The sequence below is a fragment of the Arcobacter defluvii genome (assembly GCF_013201725.1).
GTDB lineage: Bacteria > Campylobacterota > Campylobacteria > Campylobacterales > Arcobacteraceae > Aliarcobacter > Aliarcobacter defluvii.
The window spans coordinates 2,773,756-2,794,604 of sequence record NZ_CP053835.1 but is presented as its reverse complement, the minus strand read 5'-3'; the positions used below and the strand labels follow the sequence as shown (position 1 = coordinate 2,794,604).

Sequence of the window (20,849 nt, the reverse complement as noted above, 5' to 3'; positions counted from 1 at the left end):
AATGTTATTATAATATAATTTAGTTACAAAATAAATATAAGCTAAAATTAAAACAAATATGCATTTATCTAATATTTGTTATACTTCCCAAAAATTATACAAAAAGGCTTCAAATGAATTTTGAAACAATTTTAGGAAAAGTTGATTTTTTAGAGTTCTTAAGAGGTAAAAGAGCAACTTTTTTACTTAGCTGTAGTGTGACAAAAACATGTGAAATACCAAATATTTCGCAAGCTGGAATACCTGGAAAACTCTATCTTACTCCCACTCTTGATGCTGAATTTTTATGTACAAAAGAAGTTCGTTCACTTCCTGATATTGCACAAACACCAAAAGGTGTGCCAACACCTGCTCTTATAACTAGAGCAATTCATGAATTAAAACCATATTCAAATATCGAGATTTTAAATTTGGGCTTAGATGTAATTCCTCAAATAGATTATTTTAAGATTTATAATTTTGATATAAATTCAAGTGAAAGTATTGATAAAAATGCAAAAATACCTGCTATGGAAATATTTCAAAAAGGAATAGAATTTGGTCAAAATTTTGAAACAAAAGATGATTATGTGATAATAGCTGAAACAATTCCAGCTGGAACTACAACAGCAAATGCAACTGCAAAAGCTCTTGGATACAAATGTGAAGGATATTTTTCTAGTTCATTTAAAAATTCTCCAAATGATATAAAAAATGAAACAATAAATAAAGCTTTAGAAAATTTAGATACAAATGATGATATTTTTGAAATCTTATCAAAAGTTAGTGATAATATGATTATTTTTAATGCGGGATTTATTTTAGGAAGTAGAGTAAATGACTTAAAAGTTATCCTTGCAGGTGGAACACAAATGGCTTGTGTTTTACTTGTAGTTAATTCTATTTTACAAAGTATGGATGGCGAAATTGATTCTTCAAATCTTGCACTTTGTACAACAAAATGGATAAATAAAGATAAAGATTCAAATCTAAAAGCAATATTAGAACAATTAGATTTCCCAATAAATGCTTATGCAAGTGATTTTGATTTTAGCTTATCAAATCATCCTGCACTTAAACTTTATGATGAAGGTGAAGCAAAAGAGGGTGTTGGTTGTGGTGGAGCACTTTGTTATGCAACAATAAATGGCTTATCCAAAGAAGTAGTTACAAAAAAAATTGAGAGTTTTTTAGGATAAAAGATGAAAAAGTTAATTTTATTATTAGTTAGTGGAGTTTTGATGTTACAAGCTTGGCAAATACAAGATGATCCATATTATAAACATAAAAAGAGTCAATTTGAAATGTTACAAAATAATGATAAATATGAAACTATGATGTTAGGTGATTCTATAACTGATGAAGGACGTTGGGATGAATTACTTAATAATGACAAAGTACAAAATAGGGGAATTAGTGGTGATACAACAAACGGTGTGTTAGAACGACTAGATTCAATAAATAAAAATATAAAACAAGTTTTTATAATGATTGGTGTAAATGATATTATGCGAGGAAAAGAAGTAGATGAAGTTTATAATAACTATTTAAAAATCATCAAAACTTTTAAAGATAAAAATATAAAAGTTTATATTCAATCAACACTTTTTATTGGTGAAAGAAGAATGGAAAATTTCAACTTTAAAGTTGAAGAGTTAAACAAAAGATTAGAAAAGTATGCAAAAGAAAATCATATTACTTTTATAAATCTAAATCCAATTTTTGCTCCAAAAAAAGTATTAGAGAAAAAATTCACTTTTGATGATTTGCACTTAAATGGCTCAGCTTATGAACTTTGGGCAAAAGAGATTAAAAAATATTTTTAAATTAGGATTTTTATGGATTTATTTATTTCTACATTTTTGAAAATGTTTTTCATTATGACACCTTTTTTTGTTTTATCAGTTTTTCTAACTGTTACAAATGAAGCAACAATAAAACAAAGAAAAGCATTAGCTATAAAAGTTACTATTTCCGTTGTAGTTGCGAGTATGATTTTACTTTTTTTTGGGAAAAATATCTTTTCAATATTTGGAATAACTCTTGATGCTTTTAGGATAGGTGCGGGTGCATTACTATTTATAACAGCTGTTGAATTAGTAAAAGGAAATAAAGATAGTACAAAAGTAGGAGATAAAGATATTTCGCAACTTGCAGTGGTACCTTTATCAATTCCTGTTACTATTGGTCCTGGAACTATTGGTATCTTACTTGTAATGGGTGCAACTTTTGAAAATACATCTTCAATGTTAGTTGGAAGTTTAGCTTTAATTAGTGCTGTTTTAGTAATAGGAATTATGCTTTATAGTTCAAGTTTCATAGAAAAAATCATAGGAAAACATGGACTTTTAGTGATTTCAAAAATTACTGGATTATTCCTTGCTGCACTTTCAGCTCAAATTGTATTTACAGGTATTAAAAACTTTTTAGGATTATGATGAAGATATTATATTTTGGTGGACAAAAATCAGGCAAAACAAAAGCTGGAATAAAAAAATCACTAGAACTCTCATGTGAAAAAAAACCTTATTATGTGGCAACTTATGATAATTCATTTGGTGATGATTCTATGCAAAATAGAATAAATAAACACATTCTTGAAAGAGAAGAAAATTTTATCACTATTGAAGAAGCAAAAAATTTAGAGAAAGTTGTACAAAAGAATAATACATATTTAATAGATTGTGTTTCTATGTGGCTTTTTAATAATCTTGAAGTTGATGAAGAGATTTTAAAAAAGCAACTTCAAGAGATTTGTAAAATAGAAGCAAATATAATTTTTATTTTAAATGATGTATCAAATGGAATAATACCTTTTGATAAAGAATCACGAAAATTTGTAGATTTTACGGGACTTATTGGACAAGAGCTTGTGAAACTTTGTGATGAGGTTTATGAAGTAAAATTTGGATTAGAAAGAAGATTAAAATGAAACAACTATTAAATGCCTTTTTCTTTGCTCTTTCATATTTTTCAATTATTCCAGTTTTTGTGAAAAATATGCAAATTAACAACGAAACTTATAAATATACTTTAGTTTTATTGCCACTTGTTGGAGCGATTTTAGCTTCAATAGTAATAGGTTTAAATTATGTATTAGTTGATTTTTTCCATCCTTTATATGCATCTTTTGTATGTGCGGTTATTTATCTTGCTCTTTATGGGTTTATACACACAGAAGCAATTATAGATGTGGTTGATGCTTGGTTTGCATCTTATAGTGGAAAAGATGCTTATAAGATAATGAAAGAGTCAACTATTGGTGCAATTGGAGCTTTATATGGTTTTTCATTTGTACTTTTAAAAGTTGGAATAATTACTTATGTTTTATATGAAAAACAGTATGTTCTATTTTTACTTATTTGTGTAATTTCTAGATTAAATCTTATTTATCTTCTTGGATATTTTAAATTTAGTAAAGATAGTTTTTTATCTTTAGCCTTTGCAAATTCTGGGATTTCTCAACTTAAACTTTTTGCTTTGATTTATCTAATAATCGCACTTTTTATTGGAACAAATGTTTTAGTTTTATTTGTTTTATCACTTTTGAGTTTTTATTTTGTATTAAAAATTTTAAACAATAAATTTGGCTTTGTAAATGGAGATTGTTTAGGATTTACTCTTGAACATACTGAATTAATACTTTTAAATATAGGATTACTTTTAATATTATGAAAACTTTTGAACATGGTGGACAAATAGAAAAATTTGCAGGTGAGTTAAATTGTAGAGTTGATGAAATCATAGATTTATCCTCAAATATAAATTTTGTAAAACCTCAAATAAATATAGATTTTAACACTTTAGATATATCTTCATATCCAACTTATGATAAGTTATATAAAAAAATATCTTCAAATTATGGAGTTAATAGTTCTCAAATTGAGCTTTTTAATGGTGGAAGTAGCGCTATTTTTACTCTATTTAGACATTTAGCTTTAAAAACTTGTACTATTTATTCGCCTGCTTATTTAGAGTATAAAAAAGCTGCTTTAAATTTTGGCTATGAATTAAATCTAATAAATAGATTTGAAAATATTAATCAAGAAGTAAAAGAGAATAGTTTTGTAATTTTTGTAAATCCTTCAACTCCTGATGGAAGATATTATGATTTAGAAGAGTTGATGAAAACTTGGATAGAAAAGTCTTGTACGATTTTGATTGATGAGAGTTTTTTAGATTTTTGTGATAAATCTAGTGCTATAAAATATCTAGAAACTTACGATAATTTATATATTTTAAAATCAATGACAAAATTTTATTCAAGTGCAGGTATTAGAGTAGGGACTATTGTTTCTACAAAAGCAAATATAGAAAAGCTAAAAGAGTTTGAACCTATGTGGAAATTATCACAATTTGATTCGAACTATTTGCAAGCTGCACTTGATGATAAACTTTTTAAATCTATTTCAAAAGCCATAAATATAAAAAATAAAATAGAGTTAGAAAATATTCTAAAAAGTTCTAATTTGATAGATAAAGTTTTTGAAAGCAGTGCAAACTATGTTTTAATAAAACTAAAAAGTCTAAATGCAAAAGAGTTTCAAGAAAAATTAAAACCATTTAAAATCATGGTTAGAGATTGCTCAAACTTTGATTTTTTAGATGATAGATTTATAAGAGTTGCTGTAAAATCTTCAAGTGCAAATGAAGTACTAAAAAGGGCGCTTGAAGAGATATGTTGATTGAAAATAGATTTTTAAAATATTTTTCTTTTTTTATATCTTTTATATTTCTTGCTTATGTGATTTATCTGATTATTAGTTCCTTTTTTATAGTTAAAAATCAGTTTATTGATATTTGTGATGCAACTTATGTAAACCAAGTAAGAACTGATGACTATACTATAAAACTTGCAAATTTTCTAACAAAAGATTGTAACAGTAACAAAATTTGTGAAGTACAATCTATGCTTGATTTTGTTACAAGAATTCCTTATAAAATAAATGAAAGTATTGCCAGAAGTGCAAAACAAGTAGTTGAACAAAATTTTGGCGATTGTGATGATAAATCAAATCTTTTAATTTCACTTTTAAAAGTAAAAGGTTACAAAGATATATATTTTGTTTTAGTTCCTGAACATATTTTTGTGATAATTAATCTTGAAAAAATAGATTTAAAAAGAAAAGCTTTATATGTGAATGATGAAAAATTTTACATCTTAGAAAGTACAGCAACAAACTCAAAAATAGGTTTTCCTTTGAAATATAAATTAGATGAAATAGAAGCAATAGTTGACCCATTTCAAAATAAAAAATTAGTAATTAATAAATTAGAATATAAATAATATTTAGGAGATTAAATGAAAAATATCATTATAACTGGTGCCTCAAATGGTATTGGAAGAGTTATAGCAAAAAATTTAAGAAAAAAATATCATATTATAAATATAGATATTGTTGAAAATAAAATGGATAAAGTAGATTTTTATAAATGTGATTTATCAGATAAAGGACAACTTCTTAGAACTATTGAAAAAATAAAAACAAATATTGATTCACTTTATGCTCTTGTAAATAATGCAGCGATTTTTTCTTCAAAGATTTTAGAAAAACAGACTATCGAAGAGTGGGAAAATATAATAAATACAAATTTAACTGCACCTTATATTCTATCAAAAGAGTTTTCAAATTTTTTAAAAGAGTCTCAAGGACATATTATAAATATCTCTTCGACAAGAGCAATTATGAGTGAAGTTGGAACAGAAGCTTATAGTGCTTCAAAAGGTGGAATTAGCTCTTTAACTCATGCTTTAGCAATTTCTTTAAGTCCAGATGTAAAAGTGAACTCAATAACTCCTGGTTGGATAAATACAAATGAAGATTATCTACCAACAAAAGATGATAATTTTCAACATCCAAGTGGAAGAGTTGGTACTCCTGATGATGTGGTTGATGTAGTTAAATTTTTATTAAGAAATAAAGGTTTTATAACTGGAAGTGATTTTGTTGTTGATGGTGGAATGACTAAAAAAATGATTTATGTTTAGGAGTTTTGATGGAAAATTTAAAATGAAGAATAACTTTTTACCAGAAAAATTTATTTCAGCACATGACTTATGCTTTTTTATTCATGACTTATTAGTAAACACATTAGTAAGTGGTGAAAATCAGGATATTTTTGATTATGAATTTAGTTTAGATGAAAAAATTACAAATAATCTTGAAAATGATGAAGATATTCTTTTATTTCTTCATGAAAATAAATTTTATAAGCATCGGGATAAAGTATTAAAAACAATTATTTTACCTGCATTATTAAGTGATACTTTACATTGTATTTATGAAGCACTTAATTCATCAAAAAAGGCTAAATTAAATATCACATATATGTTAATAAGAAAACCAATTCAAGAAAGTTTATATCTATTAGAATCAATGTTAATTAGTGAAACAGAGTTTGGAAAAAGTATAGCAAATAATCCTTTGGAATTAAGACCTAGTATAACAATGAAAAAAACTGGAATAAAAGGACATGAAGAAAGAATAAATATTGTACTTGATAAATTAGAATTGACTAGTTTATTTTCATTTTCATATCTTGCTAATTTAAGATATAACAAAAGATGTGAAGATAATTTTGATGGAATTTGTAATCACGCGATGCATTTATTTACAGAACATGATGCAATAAAGACGGATAAATTCAATATAAACTTTATTTTTTCAGATGATAATTCAAAATTAACTCAATGGGCTTATTTATATAGCAGATTGCCTTATATTCTTTTATATATTTATTATATAGTTGAATATTTAATGGAAGAAATTTGTCCAACAGAAAAATGGTATATTGAAGAAATGGAATTGAGAATATTTGCCCATTTTATTCTTTGGTTTGAGGATTTAGATGAAGTTTATTATTCAGATGAATTATTAAAAATAATAGAATTTTCAAGAAATAAGTTAAACACTTTTTGCATAAATAATTTAAAAAAACCTTTTGATAAATTAATCATTGAGAATATTGCAAATAATGGTATATCAGATTATAAGGATAATAAATAAATGAATAATATCTCGATATTTGGAACTTCAAGCGATGCTGGAAAATCAACAATAACTTTTGTAATTGCTAAAATCCTTCAAGATTTAGGAGTAAATGTAGTTCCATTTAAAGCACAAAATGTTTCAAATAATTCTCATGTTTGTGATGATGGAAGTGAGATAGCAATCGCCCAATATTTTCAAGCAGAGGTTTTAAAAGTTCCAACTTCATATCATCTAAATCCAATTTTACTAAAATCAGGTCGAGGAAGTTCTGCTTCACTTATAGTTGAGGGAAAAGTTGTAACTTCCAAAGATGTGCGAGAATATTATAGGGATTTAGATTTGTTGAAACCTGCAGTTAAGCGATGTTTTGATTATCTTGATGAAAAATATGATTGTATAGTTGCAGAAGGGGCTGGAAGTCCAGTTGAACTAAATCTAATGGATAAAGATTTATCAAATATTTTTATTGCAAACGAATACAACACAAAAATCATACTTGTAGCAGACATAGAAAAGGGTGGAGTTTTTGCTTCAATTTGGGGAGTTTATAATCTACTACCAGAAAAACTTAGAAAAAATGTAATAGGTGTAATAGTAAATAAATTTAGAGGTGATTTGTCATTATTTGATGAGGGAATTAGAATAATCGAAGAAGATTTTAAAATCAAAGTTTTAGGAGTGTTACCATATATTCCATTTAATCTAGGGTTTGAAGATAGTGCAAGTTTGAAAAATTTTGTTCAAAATCCAAAAAACAAAAAACTAGATGTTGCAGTGATTTCATATCCATATATGAGTAACTACAATGATTTTGAACCATTGATTGCTGATGATGAAGTTTTAGTTGAGTTTGTTAGTTCAAATGTCTCTTTAGAAAAGTTTGATTTAGTGATTCTTCCAGGAAGTAAGCTAGTTATCAAAGATTTATTATGGTTAAAGCAAACTGGTCTATTTGAACAAATCAAAAACTACAAAAAAGATATTTGTGCCATTTGTGGTGGATATGAGATGATGTTTGAAACCCTTGAAGATAGATACTCTTTAGAAAATGAAGAAGCTATTAGTGAAGATGGCTTTGCTTTGATTGATGATGTGATAGTTTTTGAAAAAGAGAAAATCTTAGAGAAAAAGAGTTATGAGTTATTTGGAACAAAAATAGAGGGTTTTGAAATACATCATGGAATGTGTCAAAAATATCCTTTGTCATATGAGAAAAAAAACTTCAAAGGTACATTTGTACATAAGATTTTTGATAATGATGAGTTTAGAACAAAATATTTTAAATCTATAAAAAGTGATTATATAGGATTTGATTTTGCACTTTATAAAAAGCAAACAGTTGATAGTTTTATCTCAACTTTAAAAGAAAAGATAGATGTTGAATATCTAGTAAAAAGTATAAGCTAAAAGCTTTTTGCTTTTTTGATTATACTTTTTATCATGTTATTAAATACAAAATAGTGTAGAGGAATCAAAGCATACCAATACAATCTTCCTAAAACTCCTTTAGGATAAAAATATGCAGATTGAATTAGTTTATTATCTTTGATTTTAAACTCAAGCCATGCTTCACCTGGGATTTTCATTTGTGCGTATAAAAGAAGTCTTTCATTCTCTTTTAAATCAACAACTTTCCAAAAATCTAAACAATCACTAATTCTTAAATCACATTGGCTTCTTCTTCCTCGTTTTAGTCCAACACCACCAATTAGTTTATCAATTATTCCTCTTAATTCCCACAAAAAGTCAAAATCAAACCATCCATTAGCTCCACCAATACTAATAAATGATTTATAAATTTTAGAGGCATCAATATCTGAAATATTTTCCTCTTTTCTATCTATAAAAATTGCTTTTGAAATCTCTTTATTCTCTATTTTATCCCAAACTTCATCACCTTTGTCATTCCATCTACTTATTACTTGATTTTCTTCTATCTCTTTTATTGCATTTTTTACAGCATCTTCATAGGAAATAGGAACAATATTTGGGAAATATTTTTTAGCATTTTGATTTTGGATTACAACTTCTGATTTTAATCCTTCAATCAAAGCTTTTGCAATAGAAAAAGGAACAGGAGTAAAAAGATTTAACCAATAAGATGAAAGGTTTATACTCATAAAAGGAAGTGGAATTATCCATCTTTTCAAACCTAAAACTTTTGCAGTTTTTAACATCATATCTTTATAGCTTAATTGCTCACTACCAATATCAACTATTAGATTTTCTTTTTTTTCTAAATATAATGCATTATATAAATATGAAAGTACATCATTTACTGCTATTGGTTGTGCTTTTGTAGTTACCCATTTGGGAGTTGTCATAACTGGAAGTTTTTCTGTAAGATTTCTTATTATTTCAAAACTTGCACTTCCTGAACCAATTATAACTCCTGCTCGAAGCCAAATAGTTTGAACATTTTTATTTGAACTTAGAATTTCACCAGTTTCAATACGACTTAATAAGTGTTCACTTGTATTTTTATTTTTAACTCCTAAACCTCCAAGATAAATAATTCTTTTTACTCCACATTCACAAGCTACATCTAAAAAGTTTTGAGCAGAGATTTTATCTAGGTCTTTATAGTTTTCATTACTTAAAGAGTGAATTAAATAATAAGCAGTTTCAACATCTTTTAGAGCCTCTTTTAAAGAGTCTTTGTTAAAAGTATCACCTTCAATAATTTCTATTTTATTTTGTAAGTTTGAACGTACACTATTTTTATTTCTAACAAGGAGTTTTAATTCTATATTTTTATCTTCTAGAAGTTTTTGTTTTAATCTTCTTCCAATATATCCAGTTGAGCCGGTTAATAATACTTTCACTTTTGACTCCTTTTAATAAACTATGATACTATTCCATTTTATTTAGAAATTATAACATTTATTAAAAAATTAAAATCGTAGGATTTGTAAGTTCAATGTATTATGAAGTAGCATTAATAGCATATATTTTAGATAGAGTTTTTAGAGAGTTTGAAGAATTGAAGTTTTTTAAACATCCTATTATTTTGATGGGGAATTATATCTCTTGGTTTCAAAAATATTTTTATAAAGATTCTATTTTTAGAGGAGTATTACTTACTTCTTCTCTTTTGTTTATTGTATTTATAGTCTCATATCTATTATCTTTATTTGATAATATTTTAGTTCAAGGATTTTTAGCTTCCTTTACTTTGTCTTCAAAATTACTTTATGATAGTGTAAAAGATGTAGTTTCAAGTGATGATATAAATATTAAAAGAGAAAAAATCTCAATGCTTGTAAGTCGTGATACTAAAGAATTAAGTGATAGTGATATAAATAAAGCAGCTATTGAAACTTATGGAGAAAATCTTAGTGATGGAGTAATTGCACCTCTATTTTATCTTTTATGTTTTGGAATAGTTGGAGCGTTTATTTATAAAGCTGTGAATACTCTTGATTCTATGGTTGGTTATAGAAATGAGAAATATGAAAAATTTGGAAAATTTAGTGCAAGAGTTGATGATGTTTTAAATTTTATTCCAGCAAGAATAACTGCAATTTTAATCTCAATACTATTTTTTAGTTTAAAAGCATTGCTTGAGTTTAAAAAATATGGGAAAAAACATGATAGTTTTAATGCTGGGCTTCCAATATCAGCTTTAGCACTAGCTATAAATGTTAAACTTGGCGGTCCTACTTCATATTTTGGTAAGTTGAAAGATAAACCATATTTTGGAGATGGAAAAGAGATAATAGAAAAAGATGATGTATTAAAGGCATTATCTCTTAGAAACCGTTTAGATATTTTTATAATAATTGTATTAGTTTTAGGAGTTTTATGATGACTTATGAAGAGTGGTTTATCCAACAGGGTAATCTTCATGCAAATGTAATGAAAAAATTAACTGATAAATCAGTTGATGAGGTAATAGAGTATTTTAGATTTGAAAATATGGTAAAAAATGAACCAGATTTTTGTCCACTTTATAAAGATAATAAAAAATGTCATGATATGGAAGATTTAAATTGCTATTTATGTGCCTGTCCAAATTTTAGATTTAAAATGGATGGATTTGAAAAAACAGAAGATGGAAAAACTCTATTTTCAGTTTGTAATATCAAGTCTCGTGATGGAGCACAATATATTGGTGAGGATTATATTCATCAAAATTGTTCAGGTTGTATAGTGCCACATAGAGCTAAATATATTAAAAAACATTTTAATAGAAATTGGTTTGAAGTTATGAAAGATGTGAGAAATTAGAAACTTAGAAAACTACTTTTCCATATTTATGATAAAGTAGTTTTTCCCATCTTCGTATTTATATTCAAGTTTAAATCCATGTAAACTTACTATTGTTTTTACAATATAAAGCCCTAATCCAAAACCATCACTTCTTTTTTCTTCTTGTGAAAATGCTTCTGTATAGTAGGATAATTCATTTTTAAGTGGTTCACCTAAAGAGATTATTTCGATATGTTTTTTATTTGCATTGATTATTGCTTTTTTATTTGTTGAAAATTTTATCGCATTATCAATTAAGTTTTTTAAAGCAATTGACATCATATAAATATCAACATCAAATTTGAAGTCTCTTATTTTAGCTGCAATATTTTCTGGATTTATCATCATTAATTCTAAAGTTTTAGAGTAAATATTAAAAAAGTTAGTTTCCTCTTTATAAATCATTGTATTTTTAGAAGTCAGTTTTTCAACAGTTGCTAACTCTTTGATAATATCATCCATTCTTTTAAATGCACGTTGAAGATTTTCTCTTGTTTTATCATCTTCAAGTGTTTCAGCGATGAACATAGCTTTTGTGATAGGAGTTTTTAATTCATGCATCATATTTCGCATAAATAAATCTTTTGATTTAGATTGATTGTTTATAATGTTTATAGCTTCATTGAAATTTCTAGCAATCGTTCCAATTTCATCATTGCTTGTATAGTTTAGTTTTATGTCTTTATTTCCATTCGAAAATTCAATAATTTGTTTATTTAATGTATTTAAAGGTCTTAATTTTCTTTTTAAAATTTCATATAAAAATAAAAAGGTAAATAAAGATATAGCAAATCCAACGATTATAAAAGCCATACTATAGTTGTGGTTTGCAGAGTCTTTTAACATTAGATTGTAACCATATTGTTGAACATAAATATAGTATATGTCATTATATTTATAAACTCTATAAGTTCCTAAATAGTTTTGAGTGATTGTTAACTCTTGAGCATTTTTAATAATTTCTAATTTTTTGTCTCTATCTTCAATAGGCATAACTTGGAACTTTTTATATAAAGCTATAAGTGATTCAACAGTTGGTTGATTTTGGAATGAACTTAAAAAATTTTCTGCAATTAGTTCGTATCTATTTTGAAGTGATAGTTCATGTTTTTGTTTATCGTAATTAATAAACATTGCAAAAGTTATAAAAATAGAGATAAAAGCCAATGTAAATATGATATTTACAAAAGTAGAAATAGAGATATTTTTTATCATATTAACTGATATCCAATACCTCTTACTGATTTAATATAAGTTTGACTATCATCAATTTTTGATAGTTTTGTTCTAATTCTTGAAATAATTACATCTATATTTTTAAGCGATGAATCATCTTCTATATTATCACTTGCATAGATAAAATCTTCTCTTGCAACAACTCCATGATTTCTTTGAATTAATAGTTTTAAAATATCATATTCAGCTAATGTAAGAGTTAAGGCAACACCTTTAAAAAGTATTTGCATATCACTATCTTTTACTTCAAATAAAGAGTTTTGTTCAGTTTTTTTAGGTTCATCTTTTGATTCTACTCTTTTTAAAATAGTTTTTATTCTAGCTTGCAATTCTCTTGGATTATATGGTTTTGGAAGATAATCATCAGCACCTCTTTCTAAACCCATAACTTTATCTAAAATATCATCACGAGCTGAACTAATGATAATTGGTATATTTGATTTTTCTCTAATTTTTGGGATTAATTCTAATCCATCAATTTCAGGAAGGGTTAAATCAAGAATAATAAGTTGATAATCTTTATGCACATTAAGCATTGATAGTCCATTATATGGACTATCAGTATTTATAACTTCTATGTCGAATGATTTTAAATAATCTGTGATGATTTGGGCTAACTCTAAATCATCTTCTATCATAAGTACTTTTATTATGGTCTATCCTTTTATTGAATTACAAACATTATAGTTTGTCCATATCTATTTACATAAACTCTTTTATATTTATTATTATATCTTTTTAATGCTGTTTCAACATTTGTAAAGTTTTTAATTTCGACATCTTCTATTTGAATAATAACATCACCAGCTTGGAAACCAGCTTTTTCAGCTTTAGATTTTGGTTCTACATCAGAAATTAAAATTCCTGTTATATCAGAAGATAATCTAAATTGTTTTTGTGTTTCTGCATCAATTTGACTAAGTTTTAAACCACCTAGGAAAGTATTGTTGTCTGATTGAATTTGTACTAAACTTGTTCTATCTCCTAAAACAATGTTTAATGACATATCTTTTCCATCTCTTTCTATGTCTAATTTAATTTTTTCATCAGGTTTAAATGATGCAATTGTATTTTGTAAAGAACTTCTATCTTTGATAGTTTTTCCATTTATTGCATAAATTAAATCTCCTCTTTTTAGACCATATTTAGCAGCAGGTGTTTCGGCAGATATATCTAAAACTAATGCACCTTCTTTTCTTTTATAAACTTTTGATAATTCATTGTCTAAATCAGCAATAGCAACACCTAAATAACCTCTAGTGATTTTTCCATCAGCTACAAGTTTTTCAACAACATCTTTTATCATTGCAACTGGAATTGCAAATCCAATACCATTGTTTCCACCACTTTTAGAGATAATTGCTGTGTTAATACCTATTAATGCCCCTCTACTATCAACTAATGCACCACCTGAATTTCCAGGATTTATAGAAGCATCCGTTTGAATATAGTTTTCATATCTATTTATTCCAACTTTATTTTTATTAAGTGCAGAAATGATACCTTGAGTAACTGTACTTCCTATACCAAATGGATTACCAATAGCAAAAATTACATCACCTACTAATAAACTATTTGAATCTCCTAATTTTATAGGATTTAATGCAACATTTGATTCAATTTTTATAACAGCAATATCACTATCTGCATCTTTACCAATAAGTTTTGCATTATACTCTGTTGTATCATCACCAATAGTTACTGTTATTTCTTCAGCATTTTCAATAACATGATTATTTGTAACTATATAACCATCTTTCGAAACAATTACACCTGAACCTAAAGATCTTTGGACTCTATTTTGTTTTAGTTGATTTCCAAATTGATCTCCAAAAAATCTTTTAAAGAATGGATCATTAAACATTTGAAGAGGCAAAGTATCTAAAGTCGAATCCACATGTCTTTTAGCAGAAATATTAACAATTGAATTTAAAGAATTTTTAATACTGCTGTTAAATGACATAATCTCAGTTGTAGAATTAGGAGTAACTCTTACTGGATTTTTATCCATCATCTCAAAATCTATAGTTTTAGCAAATAATTGAGTTGCAATTATTGTAGAAATAATTAAAAGTTTTTTCTTCACTTTTATATCCTTTTTTCGATTTATTATTCTAACATTCTAAAGTATAAGAGTAAACTATTTTCCAATCAATGGTTAATAGAGGGTTAATATTTTAAAATAGGGCAAAAGCCCTACTTATTATAAATCAGTTTTTAGAACTGCTCCGCAACTTGCGTTTGTTACAAGTGCTCTATATTGTCCTAACCAAGAAGAGTTAAGAGGTTTTTTTAGAGGTACAAATTCATCTCTTCTTTGAGCAATCTCTTCAAATGTAAGATTTACACTTAAAATATATTGGTCAACATCAATGTGAATTTCATCACCATCTTTTAATAATCCAATCATTCCACCTTCAGCAGCTTCTGGAGATACATGCCCAATTGAAGCACCTCTTGTTGCACCTGAGAATCTTCCATCAGTAATTAACGCAACTTTATCTCCAAGTCCCATTCCCATGATTAAAGAAGTAGGAGCAAGCATTTCTTGCATTCCAGGTCCTCCTTTTGGACCTTCGTATCTGATAACAACAACATCACCAGCTTTTACTTTTCCAGAAACAATTCCTTTAATAGCCTCAGGTTGTCCATCAAAACAAACAGCTTTCCCTGTGAAAACTCTTGAACCAGTAATTCCAGCAGTTTTAATAACAGCACCTTGTTCTGCTAAGTTACCATAAAGAATTGCTAATCCACCAACTTGTGAATATGGATTATCAATAGTGTGAATGATATTTGTATCTTTGATATAAGCATCTTTGATTTTTTCTAATATAGTTTCACCAGAGATTGTAAGGTTATCTAATAAAATATCATCACCTCTTTTTGTCATCTCTTTCATAACTGCATTTACGCCACCGGCTTTGTTTATATCTTCCATATGAACTGTACTTAATGATGGAGAAATTTTTGCAATATGAGAAACTTTTTTTGAAATACTATTTATATCTTCTAAATTAAAATCAACATTTGCTTCTTTTGCAATAGCTAACATATGAAGAACTGTATTTGAACTTCCACCCATTGCCATATCAACAGCAAAAGCATTTTTAACTGCATTTTCATTTAAAATATTTTTTAATTTATATTTTTCTCTTGATGACGCATCAAGTGCAATTTCACAAATCCTTCTAGCTGCTTTTCTATATAACTCTTCTCTTTGGGGCGTTAAAGCTAAGATAGTTCCATTTCCAGGAAGTGCAATACCCATAGCTTCCATAAGTGTATTCATAGAGTTAGCTGTAAACATCCCTGAACATGAACCACCACTTGGACATGCATTACACTCAATATCTTTTAACTCTTCATCACTCATTTGTCCAGCTTCATGTTTTCCAACAGCTTCAAATGCAGTCGCTAAGTCAATTGGAGTTCCATCTTTTGTGTAACCTTTTTCCATTGGTCCACCTGATACAAAAATAGTTGGAACATTAACTCTTAAAGCTCCCATAATCATACCTGGTACGATTTTATCACAGTTTGGAATAGCAATCATTGCATCAAGTTTATGTGCATTCATTACTGTTTCAATAGAATTTGCAATTAATTCTCTTGAAGGAAGAGAAAATAACATACCATCATGTCCCATTGCAATTCCATCATCAACACCAATAGTATTAAATTCAAATGGTACACACCCATTTGCACGAATCTCTTCTTTTATGATAGCAGATACTTTATCTAGGAAAAAATGTCCTGGAATTAATTCAATAAAAGAGTTTGCAACACCAATAAATGGTTTATCAAAATCTTCATCTTTAAGTCCTGTTGCTCTTAACAATGATCTATGAGGTGTTCTATCGAACCCTTTTTTTACTTCATCACTTCTCAATGTATTATCCTTTTAAATATACGTAAATTATATGAATAAATTATACATTTATTGCTGTTCAATTTCCATTAAAATGAGGTATTTTTTAGAAATTTAGAAATTTATTCAAAAAACTCTTGACAATAAATAAAAAACCTATTATAATTCCAGTCCAATTTGAGTAAAAGACTTAAATTGTCTTACCTATAAAAAGCGAGTGTGGCGGAACAGGTAGACGCGTTGGACTTAAAATCCAATTCCCGTTTGGGAGTATCGGTTCGATTCCGATCATTCGCACCATTATTAATGAGTAGAGAGTTGACAGAGTTGGTCGATTGTACCGGTTTTGAAAACCGGCGAGGTTCACGCCTCCGAGGGTTCGAATCCCTTGCTCTCTGCCATTTACCTACAAATGACAAACAATCCCCTAAAAATCAAGCTTCAAAGTCTTTTGGCAAACAAAAAAAATTGCTCTATGATACTTTTGATAAAACTTATGATACTAAAAGAATTTACAAAGTAAATGAAACTTTTTATTACAGAAGAAAAATTAATAATAAATTGTATAGAATATCACTTCACACAAATAATTTAAAAACTTGTTTACAAAGAAAAAAATTATTTGATATTATGAGTAAGGAAGATTTTTTGTACACACTAACACTAGGTGATTATAGTTATATCTTTGAATATGACACTATTGAAGAATTAAGAGAACAATTAGCTATTACAACTGCTACACATCAAGAAATTATAGCACTAGAGAAACAATATACAAAAGTTGATGAAGCTCTAACAAATAGTAGAGATAAAAAAGAACATATAACATTTGCACTATTAGAATTACAATTTATAGACTCTTTAAAGACATTAAAAGAACAAACTAATAGAAGTGTTAGTCAAGCAAGTTATAAAGCCTATGCTACCACTTTTGATAAGCTTAAAAACTATTTTAAAGATACTAATATTAATAATTTAAGCAATGATGATTTTCAAGATTTTAGAACACATTTAAAAAACAAAGGTTTAAACCCAAAAACTATTAATAACAATATGATTTATGTTAGTAAGTTCCTAGATTTCGCACTATCTAAAAAATTAATAAGTGAAAATTGTTCTAAAATGGTATCTATCAAAGAAGAAACTAAGAAAAAAGAAAACTTTACTAAAAAAGATTTAGAAAATATTTTTAACTATGATTATAGTTCATATCATAAGAATATACTAAAAATTCTTGCACATACTGGAATGAGAATTAGTGAACTATGGAGTATTAAAAAAGAAGATATTATCCAAGATGATGAAATCTATTGTTTTGATTTAAAAGAATCAAAAACTGAAACTGGTGTTAGAAAAATACCAATTCACAAAGACATTTTAGATATGGTTTTAGGGTTAGATTTTCCATTATCAATTAAAACTGATAATGCTTTTAATAAAGAAATGTTAAAACAATTATATATGGTTATTGATAAAGATAGTACAAAATCATTACATACATTTAGAGCTAATTTTGTTAGTCAATTAATTAATCAACACCCAGACAAAGTGGAATTAATACAAGAAATAGTAGGACATTCAAAAAATGATGATAAAAAACTAACTTTAAATATTTATGGTAAAGGTTTTAGTACAAAAGTTAAAAAAGAGGTTATAGATAGCATTTCTATTATCTAAAAGAGCTATTAGGTATGTCAAAACCACCAAAGATAAATAAGAAAACACTAAGAAAAATGGAAGAACAATCTAAAAAGGTTGATATTCCATTTTTGGTAGTTTTAAAGAATAAAATTTTTTTTTGTTAAAGAAATATAATTAATTATTTTATAGGCTTATTGAAATCAATGTCATTAATTATAGATATATATTTTTTGATGTTAATAAATCTTTTAAAAATTCTTTTGGATATTTTTTATAAATTTGTTTTAAAAAAGAAGTTGTAGTTTTAGGATGACAAATAAAATATTCTAAATATTTATTAGTTCCTACTCCCATAGATATATTAGAATTAAAAATTAATTTTAAAATTGATAATGGAGTATTTTTATTAAGTAAAAAATAATATTGATACATATATTTTTTATCTAGTGATTCAAATATGTTATATAATTTAATTAGTATGGTTTTAGTAAGATTTTGATTTTTTAATAGTTTTACTAAATGTTCTTGATCATTGCTTAGAATTAATCTGTTAATAAAATCTTTATTATTAGTAGTATGAATTAATTTTTCAACTTCATTTGAAGATAAATCAATTAATTCTGGTAATAGTTTTTTATTTATTTCAATTTGATAATTCAATTTTATCAAATATTCTTTTCTTTGTTGTGATATACAATCTTTTATGTTTATGCTTTTCATCTTTTATAGTTCCTGTGTTTTTTGTATATATAATCTTATTGTTAAATACTTTTATTTAAAAAGTAAAGTCTATTATGTAAAAAGAACTTTAAATATAGTTGGATATATTTAATTAAATGCAATTATATAATAAAACAACTGAAATATAGCTTAACATTTAAGTTTTATTTAAGCATATTTGTGATTCATATTTCCAATATATAATTCTTTAATGAATAATACATTTTAAACAAAATATAAATAATATTAGTTCAATTTCAAATTAAGACTATCTATATTTACATAACCAAACAACACAACATCTTTATTTTACTCAATTAAATTTAATTTAAAAAGTATGTTAAAGCTTTTTTTATCAATCTCTAAAATGGCAGTTTTAGAGATTGCTTGACTCTATATAAAAAAAGTGTCTAACAAATAAATCTAACTAAAAAATTAATTAAATATATAAAAATAATCTAAAATAATTAAATTCATCTATTAAAAATTAATAAAATTATTAAAAATAAAAATATAACTTATAATTAAGAATCAATAATAAAAAGGTTGTTGATGACTAAATTTGAGAGATATGTAAAAACTAAAAATATTGAATATAAAAATTTTTCTATTAAAAAAGAAATTGATATAAATCGTTTTCTTAATAATTTTCTAATTGTTGAAAAAATGGGTCAAAAAGATTTAATTAGTTTTGAACATAACGAAGCTAAATTTAGAAAAGATGATTATTATTGGTTTATGTACAATCAAAAGATTTTGGAAAATAAAATCATCGAAGAAAAAGGATATTCAACTCTATTTTTAACATTAACTTTACCAAGTAGTTATCACAAATTTAGTAAAACGACTAAGAGATATAATCCTAAATTTGACGAAAATAATACAATCGAATCTGGATACAAATTATTAAATTCAAGTTTTAGAGATATTTACAAAAATTTTAGAGTTAATAGAGAATTTAAAAAAGTATATTATTCAAAAGTATTCGAACCTCATAAAAATTTTACTCCTCATCTTCATAGTATTCTATATGTAAAAAGTGAATTTAAAGAGAATTTAATTCAACATATTAAAAACACAATTAAGAAAAATTCTCTGGGAAAATCTTTCGAAATCGAAGAAATAAAAGATTTAAGTCGTTCTAGTTCTTATCTTTTGAAATACATTAGAAAAAATACAAATGTGGAAGATTGTGAGAAATTTAGGGTTTTTAATGGTTGGAAAAAATCTCATAAAATTAGAATTTTTACTTGTTCTATTCTTAATGGATTAGAGAGATTTTTATATAAAAAAATTAAGAATAACACATCAATAACTAAAGATTTGAAAGAAAATCCTATTGTTAAGATTTTGAACGAATGTAATATTAAAATAACAACAAAATGCAAAACGACTAAAGAAGTAAAAATCAAAAATCATATTGTAGAAAGTCCAAAATATTCGATTGAAGTAAAAAAAGAGAGAGTACAAACGAAAGACAAAAAAGAGTTAGACTTAGTAAAAGATTATGTTGATTATTTAAAAAATGATTTTTGGAAGTGTGCTAAGAAAAACGATTTTGATAATTGCTTTTTGAATACAGGTAAATTTGATTTATTTACATTTAATCGATTTGGAACAAATAGAAAATTTTTAAAAGTTATTAATGAATTTTATGTAAAAAATTTTATTGATGATTTTAACTTCAAAACATTTTTCAAAGATTTAGAATTTACATTACATAACTGCGTGAAAAATGTTAGCTCTTATAGAGTTATTGATTTAAAAATTTTTGAACATATAGACACAACAACACTTTTGAAATATGACAAAGAAGAATATTTGGTTACAAATTTAACTAAAAAAGAGAACAAATTAAAAACTTTTTGTTGGGAAATTAAAGAAAAGAGAAAATTTCCTATCAAAAGTTAATAAAAATTAATAAAAATAAAATTTCTTATTATAATTAAATGATATAGGAAAAAGATTAAAAACTTATTCCCAAATTAAATAATGATAATTCATCGTTGCTTTAATATTTCTAACTCGTCTATCTTGTCGTTTCTATAAATAGAATACAACAACATATACTCCTTATAAAGTATCAAAGTCGTTCTTATCATTCCATAAATTATAAAGTTTGTTGGTTATCTTTAACATAAAGTTTAAAAAATCAACAC

20 protein-coding genes and 2 tRNA genes are annotated in these 20,849 nt (G+C 25.9%); 16 read left to right on the top strand and 6 right to left on the bottom strand.

Translation table 11 applies throughout. The features are described 5' to 3' along the window. Nucleotides 1–113: 113 nt before the first annotated feature. The 10 genes from cobT to ADFLV_RS13950 are packed head-to-tail and all read left to right on the top strand — an operon-like array spanning nt 114 to nt 8,378. Nucleotides 114–1,178, top strand: a complete 1,065-nt coding sequence (cobT, locus tag ADFLV_RS13995) for a nicotinate mononucleotide-dependent phosphoribosyltransferase CobT (protein WP_129010802.1) — start codon at nt 114–116, stop codon at nt 1,176–1,178. A 3-nt stretch (nt 1,179–1,181) separates the two neighbouring features. After that, complete coding sequence (locus ADFLV_RS13990; RefSeq protein ID WP_014475353.1) at nt 1,182–1,805, top strand: GDSL-type esterase/lipase family protein; 624 nt, start codon at nt 1,182–1,184, stop codon at nt 1,803–1,805. Between the two features lie 12 nt (nt 1,806–1,817). Further along, entirely contained in the window at nt 1,818–2,417 is a 600-nt protein-coding gene (locus ADFLV_RS13985) for a MarC family protein (protein ID WP_129010804.1), read from the top strand. Continuing rightward, complete coding sequence (locus ADFLV_RS13980) at nt 2,417–2,911, top strand: bifunctional adenosylcobinamide kinase/adenosylcobinamide-phosphate guanylyltransferase (RefSeq protein ID WP_129010806.1); 495 nt, start codon at nt 2,417–2,419, stop codon at nt 2,909–2,911. The genes ADFLV_RS13985 and ADFLV_RS13980 overlap by 1 nt, the downstream gene beginning before the upstream one ends. After that, a complete protein-coding gene (locus ADFLV_RS13975) occupies nt 2,908–3,654 on the top strand; it encodes an adenosylcobinamide-GDP ribazoletransferase (RefSeq protein WP_129010808.1) in 747 nt (248 codons plus the stop codon). The genes ADFLV_RS13980 and ADFLV_RS13975 overlap by 4 nt, the downstream gene beginning before the upstream one ends. Next, complete coding sequence (locus tag ADFLV_RS13970; protein ID WP_129010809.1) at nt 3,651–4,664, top strand: aminotransferase class I/II-fold pyridoxal phosphate-dependent enzyme; 1,014 nt, start codon at nt 3,651–3,653, stop codon at nt 4,662–4,664. The genes ADFLV_RS13975 and ADFLV_RS13970 overlap by 4 nt, the downstream gene beginning before the upstream one ends. After that, a complete protein-coding gene (locus ADFLV_RS13965; protein WP_129010811.1) occupies nt 4,658–5,266 on the top strand; it encodes a hypothetical protein in 609 nt (202 codons plus the stop codon). The genes ADFLV_RS13970 and ADFLV_RS13965 overlap by 7 nt, the downstream gene beginning before the upstream one ends. A gap of 15 nt (nt 5,267–5,281) precedes the next feature. After that, on the top strand, nt 5,282–5,968 hold the full coding sequence (locus tag ADFLV_RS13960) for an SDR family oxidoreductase (protein ID WP_129010813.1): 687 nt from the start codon (nt 5,282–5,284) through the stop codon (nt 5,966–5,968). A gap of 22 nt (nt 5,969–5,990) precedes the next feature. Further along, on the top strand, nt 5,991–6,986 hold the full coding sequence (locus tag ADFLV_RS13955; RefSeq protein WP_129010814.1) for a hypothetical protein: 996 nt from the start codon (nt 5,991–5,993) through the stop codon (nt 6,984–6,986). Beyond that, complete coding sequence (locus ADFLV_RS13950; protein ID WP_129010815.1) at nt 6,987–8,378, top strand: cobyric acid synthase; 1,392 nt, start codon at nt 6,987–6,989, stop codon at nt 8,376–8,378. On the opposite strand, the gene ADFLV_RS13945 is transcribed toward ADFLV_RS13950, so the two are convergent. Continuing rightward, entirely contained in the window at nt 8,375–9,796 is a 1,422-nt protein-coding gene (locus tag ADFLV_RS13945; RefSeq protein ID WP_129010816.1) for an SDR family oxidoreductase, read from the bottom strand. The two genes, ADFLV_RS13950 and ADFLV_RS13945, sit on opposite strands and share 4 nt — an antisense overlap. Nucleotides 9,797–9,891: 95 nt before the next feature. Between ADFLV_RS13945 and cbiB the strand changes: the two genes are divergently transcribed. Continuing rightward, nucleotides 9,892–10,779: an adenosylcobinamide-phosphate synthase CbiB gene (cbiB, locus tag ADFLV_RS13940; RefSeq protein ID WP_129010817.1), complete on the top strand. Its 888-nt coding sequence runs from the start codon at nt 9,892–9,894 to the stop codon at nt 10,777–10,779. Beyond that, complete coding sequence (locus ADFLV_RS13935; protein WP_129010915.1) at nt 10,779–11,201, top strand: hypothetical protein; 423 nt, start codon at nt 10,779–10,781, stop codon at nt 11,199–11,201. Before cbiB ends, ADFLV_RS13935 begins: the two co-directional genes overlap by 1 nt. 12 nt (nt 11,202–11,213) lie before the next feature. Here ADFLV_RS13935 and ADFLV_RS13930 read toward each other — a convergent pair whose 3' ends face one another. The 4 genes from ADFLV_RS13930 to ilvD all read right to left on the bottom strand — a co-directional run bounded on the left by ADFLV_RS13930 (nt 11,214) and on the right by ilvD (nt 16,350). Beyond that, complete coding sequence (locus ADFLV_RS13930) at nt 11,214–12,437, bottom strand: ArsS family sensor histidine kinase (protein ID WP_129010818.1); 1,224 nt, start codon at nt 12,435–12,437, stop codon at nt 11,214–11,216. Next, the gene (locus ADFLV_RS13925) at nt 12,434–13,111 is read right to left on the bottom strand and encodes a response regulator transcription factor (protein WP_216833238.1); all 678 of its coding nucleotides are present in this window, start codon (nt 13,109–13,111) and stop codon (nt 12,434–12,436) included. Before ADFLV_RS13925 ends, ADFLV_RS13930 begins: the two co-directional genes overlap by 4 nt. A gap of 11 nt (nt 13,112–13,122) precedes the next feature. Then, nucleotides 13,123–14,544 (bottom strand): Do family serine endopeptidase, encoded by a 1,422-nt coding sequence (locus ADFLV_RS13920; RefSeq protein WP_129010819.1) that lies wholly within the window; start codon nt 14,542–14,544, stop codon nt 13,123–13,125. A gap of 117 nt (nt 14,545–14,661) precedes the next feature. Further along, nucleotides 14,662–16,350 carry a dihydroxy-acid dehydratase gene (ilvD, locus tag ADFLV_RS13915; RefSeq protein ID WP_129010820.1) on the bottom strand — a complete coding sequence of 563 codons (1,689 nt, stop codon included), beginning with the start codon at nt 16,348–16,350 and terminating at the stop codon, nt 14,662–14,664. 192 nt (nt 16,351–16,542) lie between these two features. Between ilvD and ADFLV_RS13910 the strand changes: the two genes are divergently transcribed. The 3 genes from ADFLV_RS13910 (at nt 16,543) to ADFLV_RS13900 (ending at nt 18,006) form a co-directional block, all read left to right on the top strand. Further along, nucleotides 16,543–16,629: transfer RNA gene (locus ADFLV_RS13910), tRNA-Leu, on the top strand. 12 nt (nt 16,630–16,641) lie between these two features. Then, nucleotides 16,642–16,730: transfer RNA gene (locus tag ADFLV_RS13905), tRNA-Ser, on the top strand. A 247-nt stretch (nt 16,731–16,977) separates the two neighbouring features. Further along, nucleotides 16,978–18,006 (top strand): tyrosine-type recombinase/integrase, encoded by a 1,029-nt coding sequence (locus ADFLV_RS13900; protein ID WP_164968491.1) that lies wholly within the window; start codon nt 16,978–16,980, stop codon nt 18,004–18,006. A 177-nt stretch (nt 18,007–18,183) separates the two neighbouring features. On the opposite strand, the gene ADFLV_RS13895 is transcribed toward ADFLV_RS13900, so the two are convergent. Continuing rightward, nucleotides 18,184–18,690, bottom strand: a complete 507-nt coding sequence (locus ADFLV_RS13895) for a hypothetical protein (protein ID WP_129010822.1) — start codon at nt 18,688–18,690, stop codon at nt 18,184–18,186. A 552-nt stretch (nt 18,691–19,242) separates the two neighbouring features. Here ADFLV_RS13895 and ADFLV_RS13890 point away from each other — a divergent pair. Beyond that, nucleotides 19,243–20,601 carry a replication endonuclease gene (locus ADFLV_RS13890; RefSeq protein ID WP_129010823.1) on the top strand — a complete coding sequence of 453 codons (1,359 nt, stop codon included), beginning with the start codon at nt 19,243–19,245 and terminating at the stop codon, nt 20,599–20,601. Nucleotides 20,602–20,849 lie beyond the last annotated feature (248 nt).

What these genes read in the sequence shown, in the direction of transcription:
- cobT (WP_129010802.1), top strand. Translation starts at nt 114, where the DNA reads ATGAATTTTGAAACAATTTTAGGAAAAGTTGATTTTTTAGAGTTCTTA.
- ADFLV_RS13990 (WP_014475353.1), top strand. Translation starts at nt 1,182, where the DNA reads ATGAAAAAGTTAATTTTATTATTAGTTAGTGGAGTTTTGATGTTACAA.
- ADFLV_RS13985 (WP_129010804.1), top strand. Translation starts at nt 1,818, where the DNA reads ATGGATTTATTTATTTCTACATTTTTGAAAATGTTTTTCATTATGACA.
- ADFLV_RS13980 (WP_129010806.1), top strand. Translation starts at nt 2,417, where the DNA reads ATGAAGATATTATATTTTGGTGGACAAAAATCAGGCAAAACAAAAGCT.
- ADFLV_RS13975 (WP_129010808.1), top strand. Translation starts at nt 2,908, where the DNA reads ATGAAACAACTATTAAATGCCTTTTTCTTTGCTCTTTCATATTTTTCA.
- ADFLV_RS13970 (WP_129010809.1), top strand. Translation starts at nt 3,651, where the DNA reads ATGAAAACTTTTGAACATGGTGGACAAATAGAAAAATTTGCAGGTGAG.
- ADFLV_RS13965 (WP_129010811.1), top strand. Translation starts at nt 4,658, where the DNA reads ATGTTGATTGAAAATAGATTTTTAAAATATTTTTCTTTTTTTATATCT.
- ADFLV_RS13960 (WP_129010813.1), top strand. Translation starts at nt 5,282, where the DNA reads ATGAAAAATATCATTATAACTGGTGCCTCAAATGGTATTGGAAGAGTT.
- ADFLV_RS13955 (WP_129010814.1), top strand. Translation starts at nt 5,991, where the DNA reads ATGAAGAATAACTTTTTACCAGAAAAATTTATTTCAGCACATGACTTA.
- ADFLV_RS13950 (WP_129010815.1), top strand. Translation starts at nt 6,987, where the DNA reads ATGAATAATATCTCGATATTTGGAACTTCAAGCGATGCTGGAAAATCA.
- cbiB (WP_129010817.1), top strand. Translation starts at nt 9,892, where the DNA reads ATGTATTATGAAGTAGCATTAATAGCATATATTTTAGATAGAGTTTTT.
- ADFLV_RS13935 (WP_129010915.1), top strand. Translation starts at nt 10,779, where the DNA reads ATGACTTATGAAGAGTGGTTTATCCAACAGGGTAATCTTCATGCAAAT.
- ADFLV_RS13930 (WP_129010818.1), bottom strand. Translation starts at nt 12,437, where the DNA reads ATGATAAAAAATATCTCTATTTCTACTTTTGTAAATATCATATTTACA.
- ADFLV_RS13895 (WP_129010822.1), bottom strand. Translation starts at nt 18,690, where the DNA reads ATGAAAAGCATAAACATAAAAGATTGTATATCACAACAAAGAAAAGAA.
- ADFLV_RS13890 (WP_129010823.1), top strand. Translation starts at nt 19,243, where the DNA reads ATGACTAAATTTGAGAGATATGTAAAAACTAAAAATATTGAATATAAA.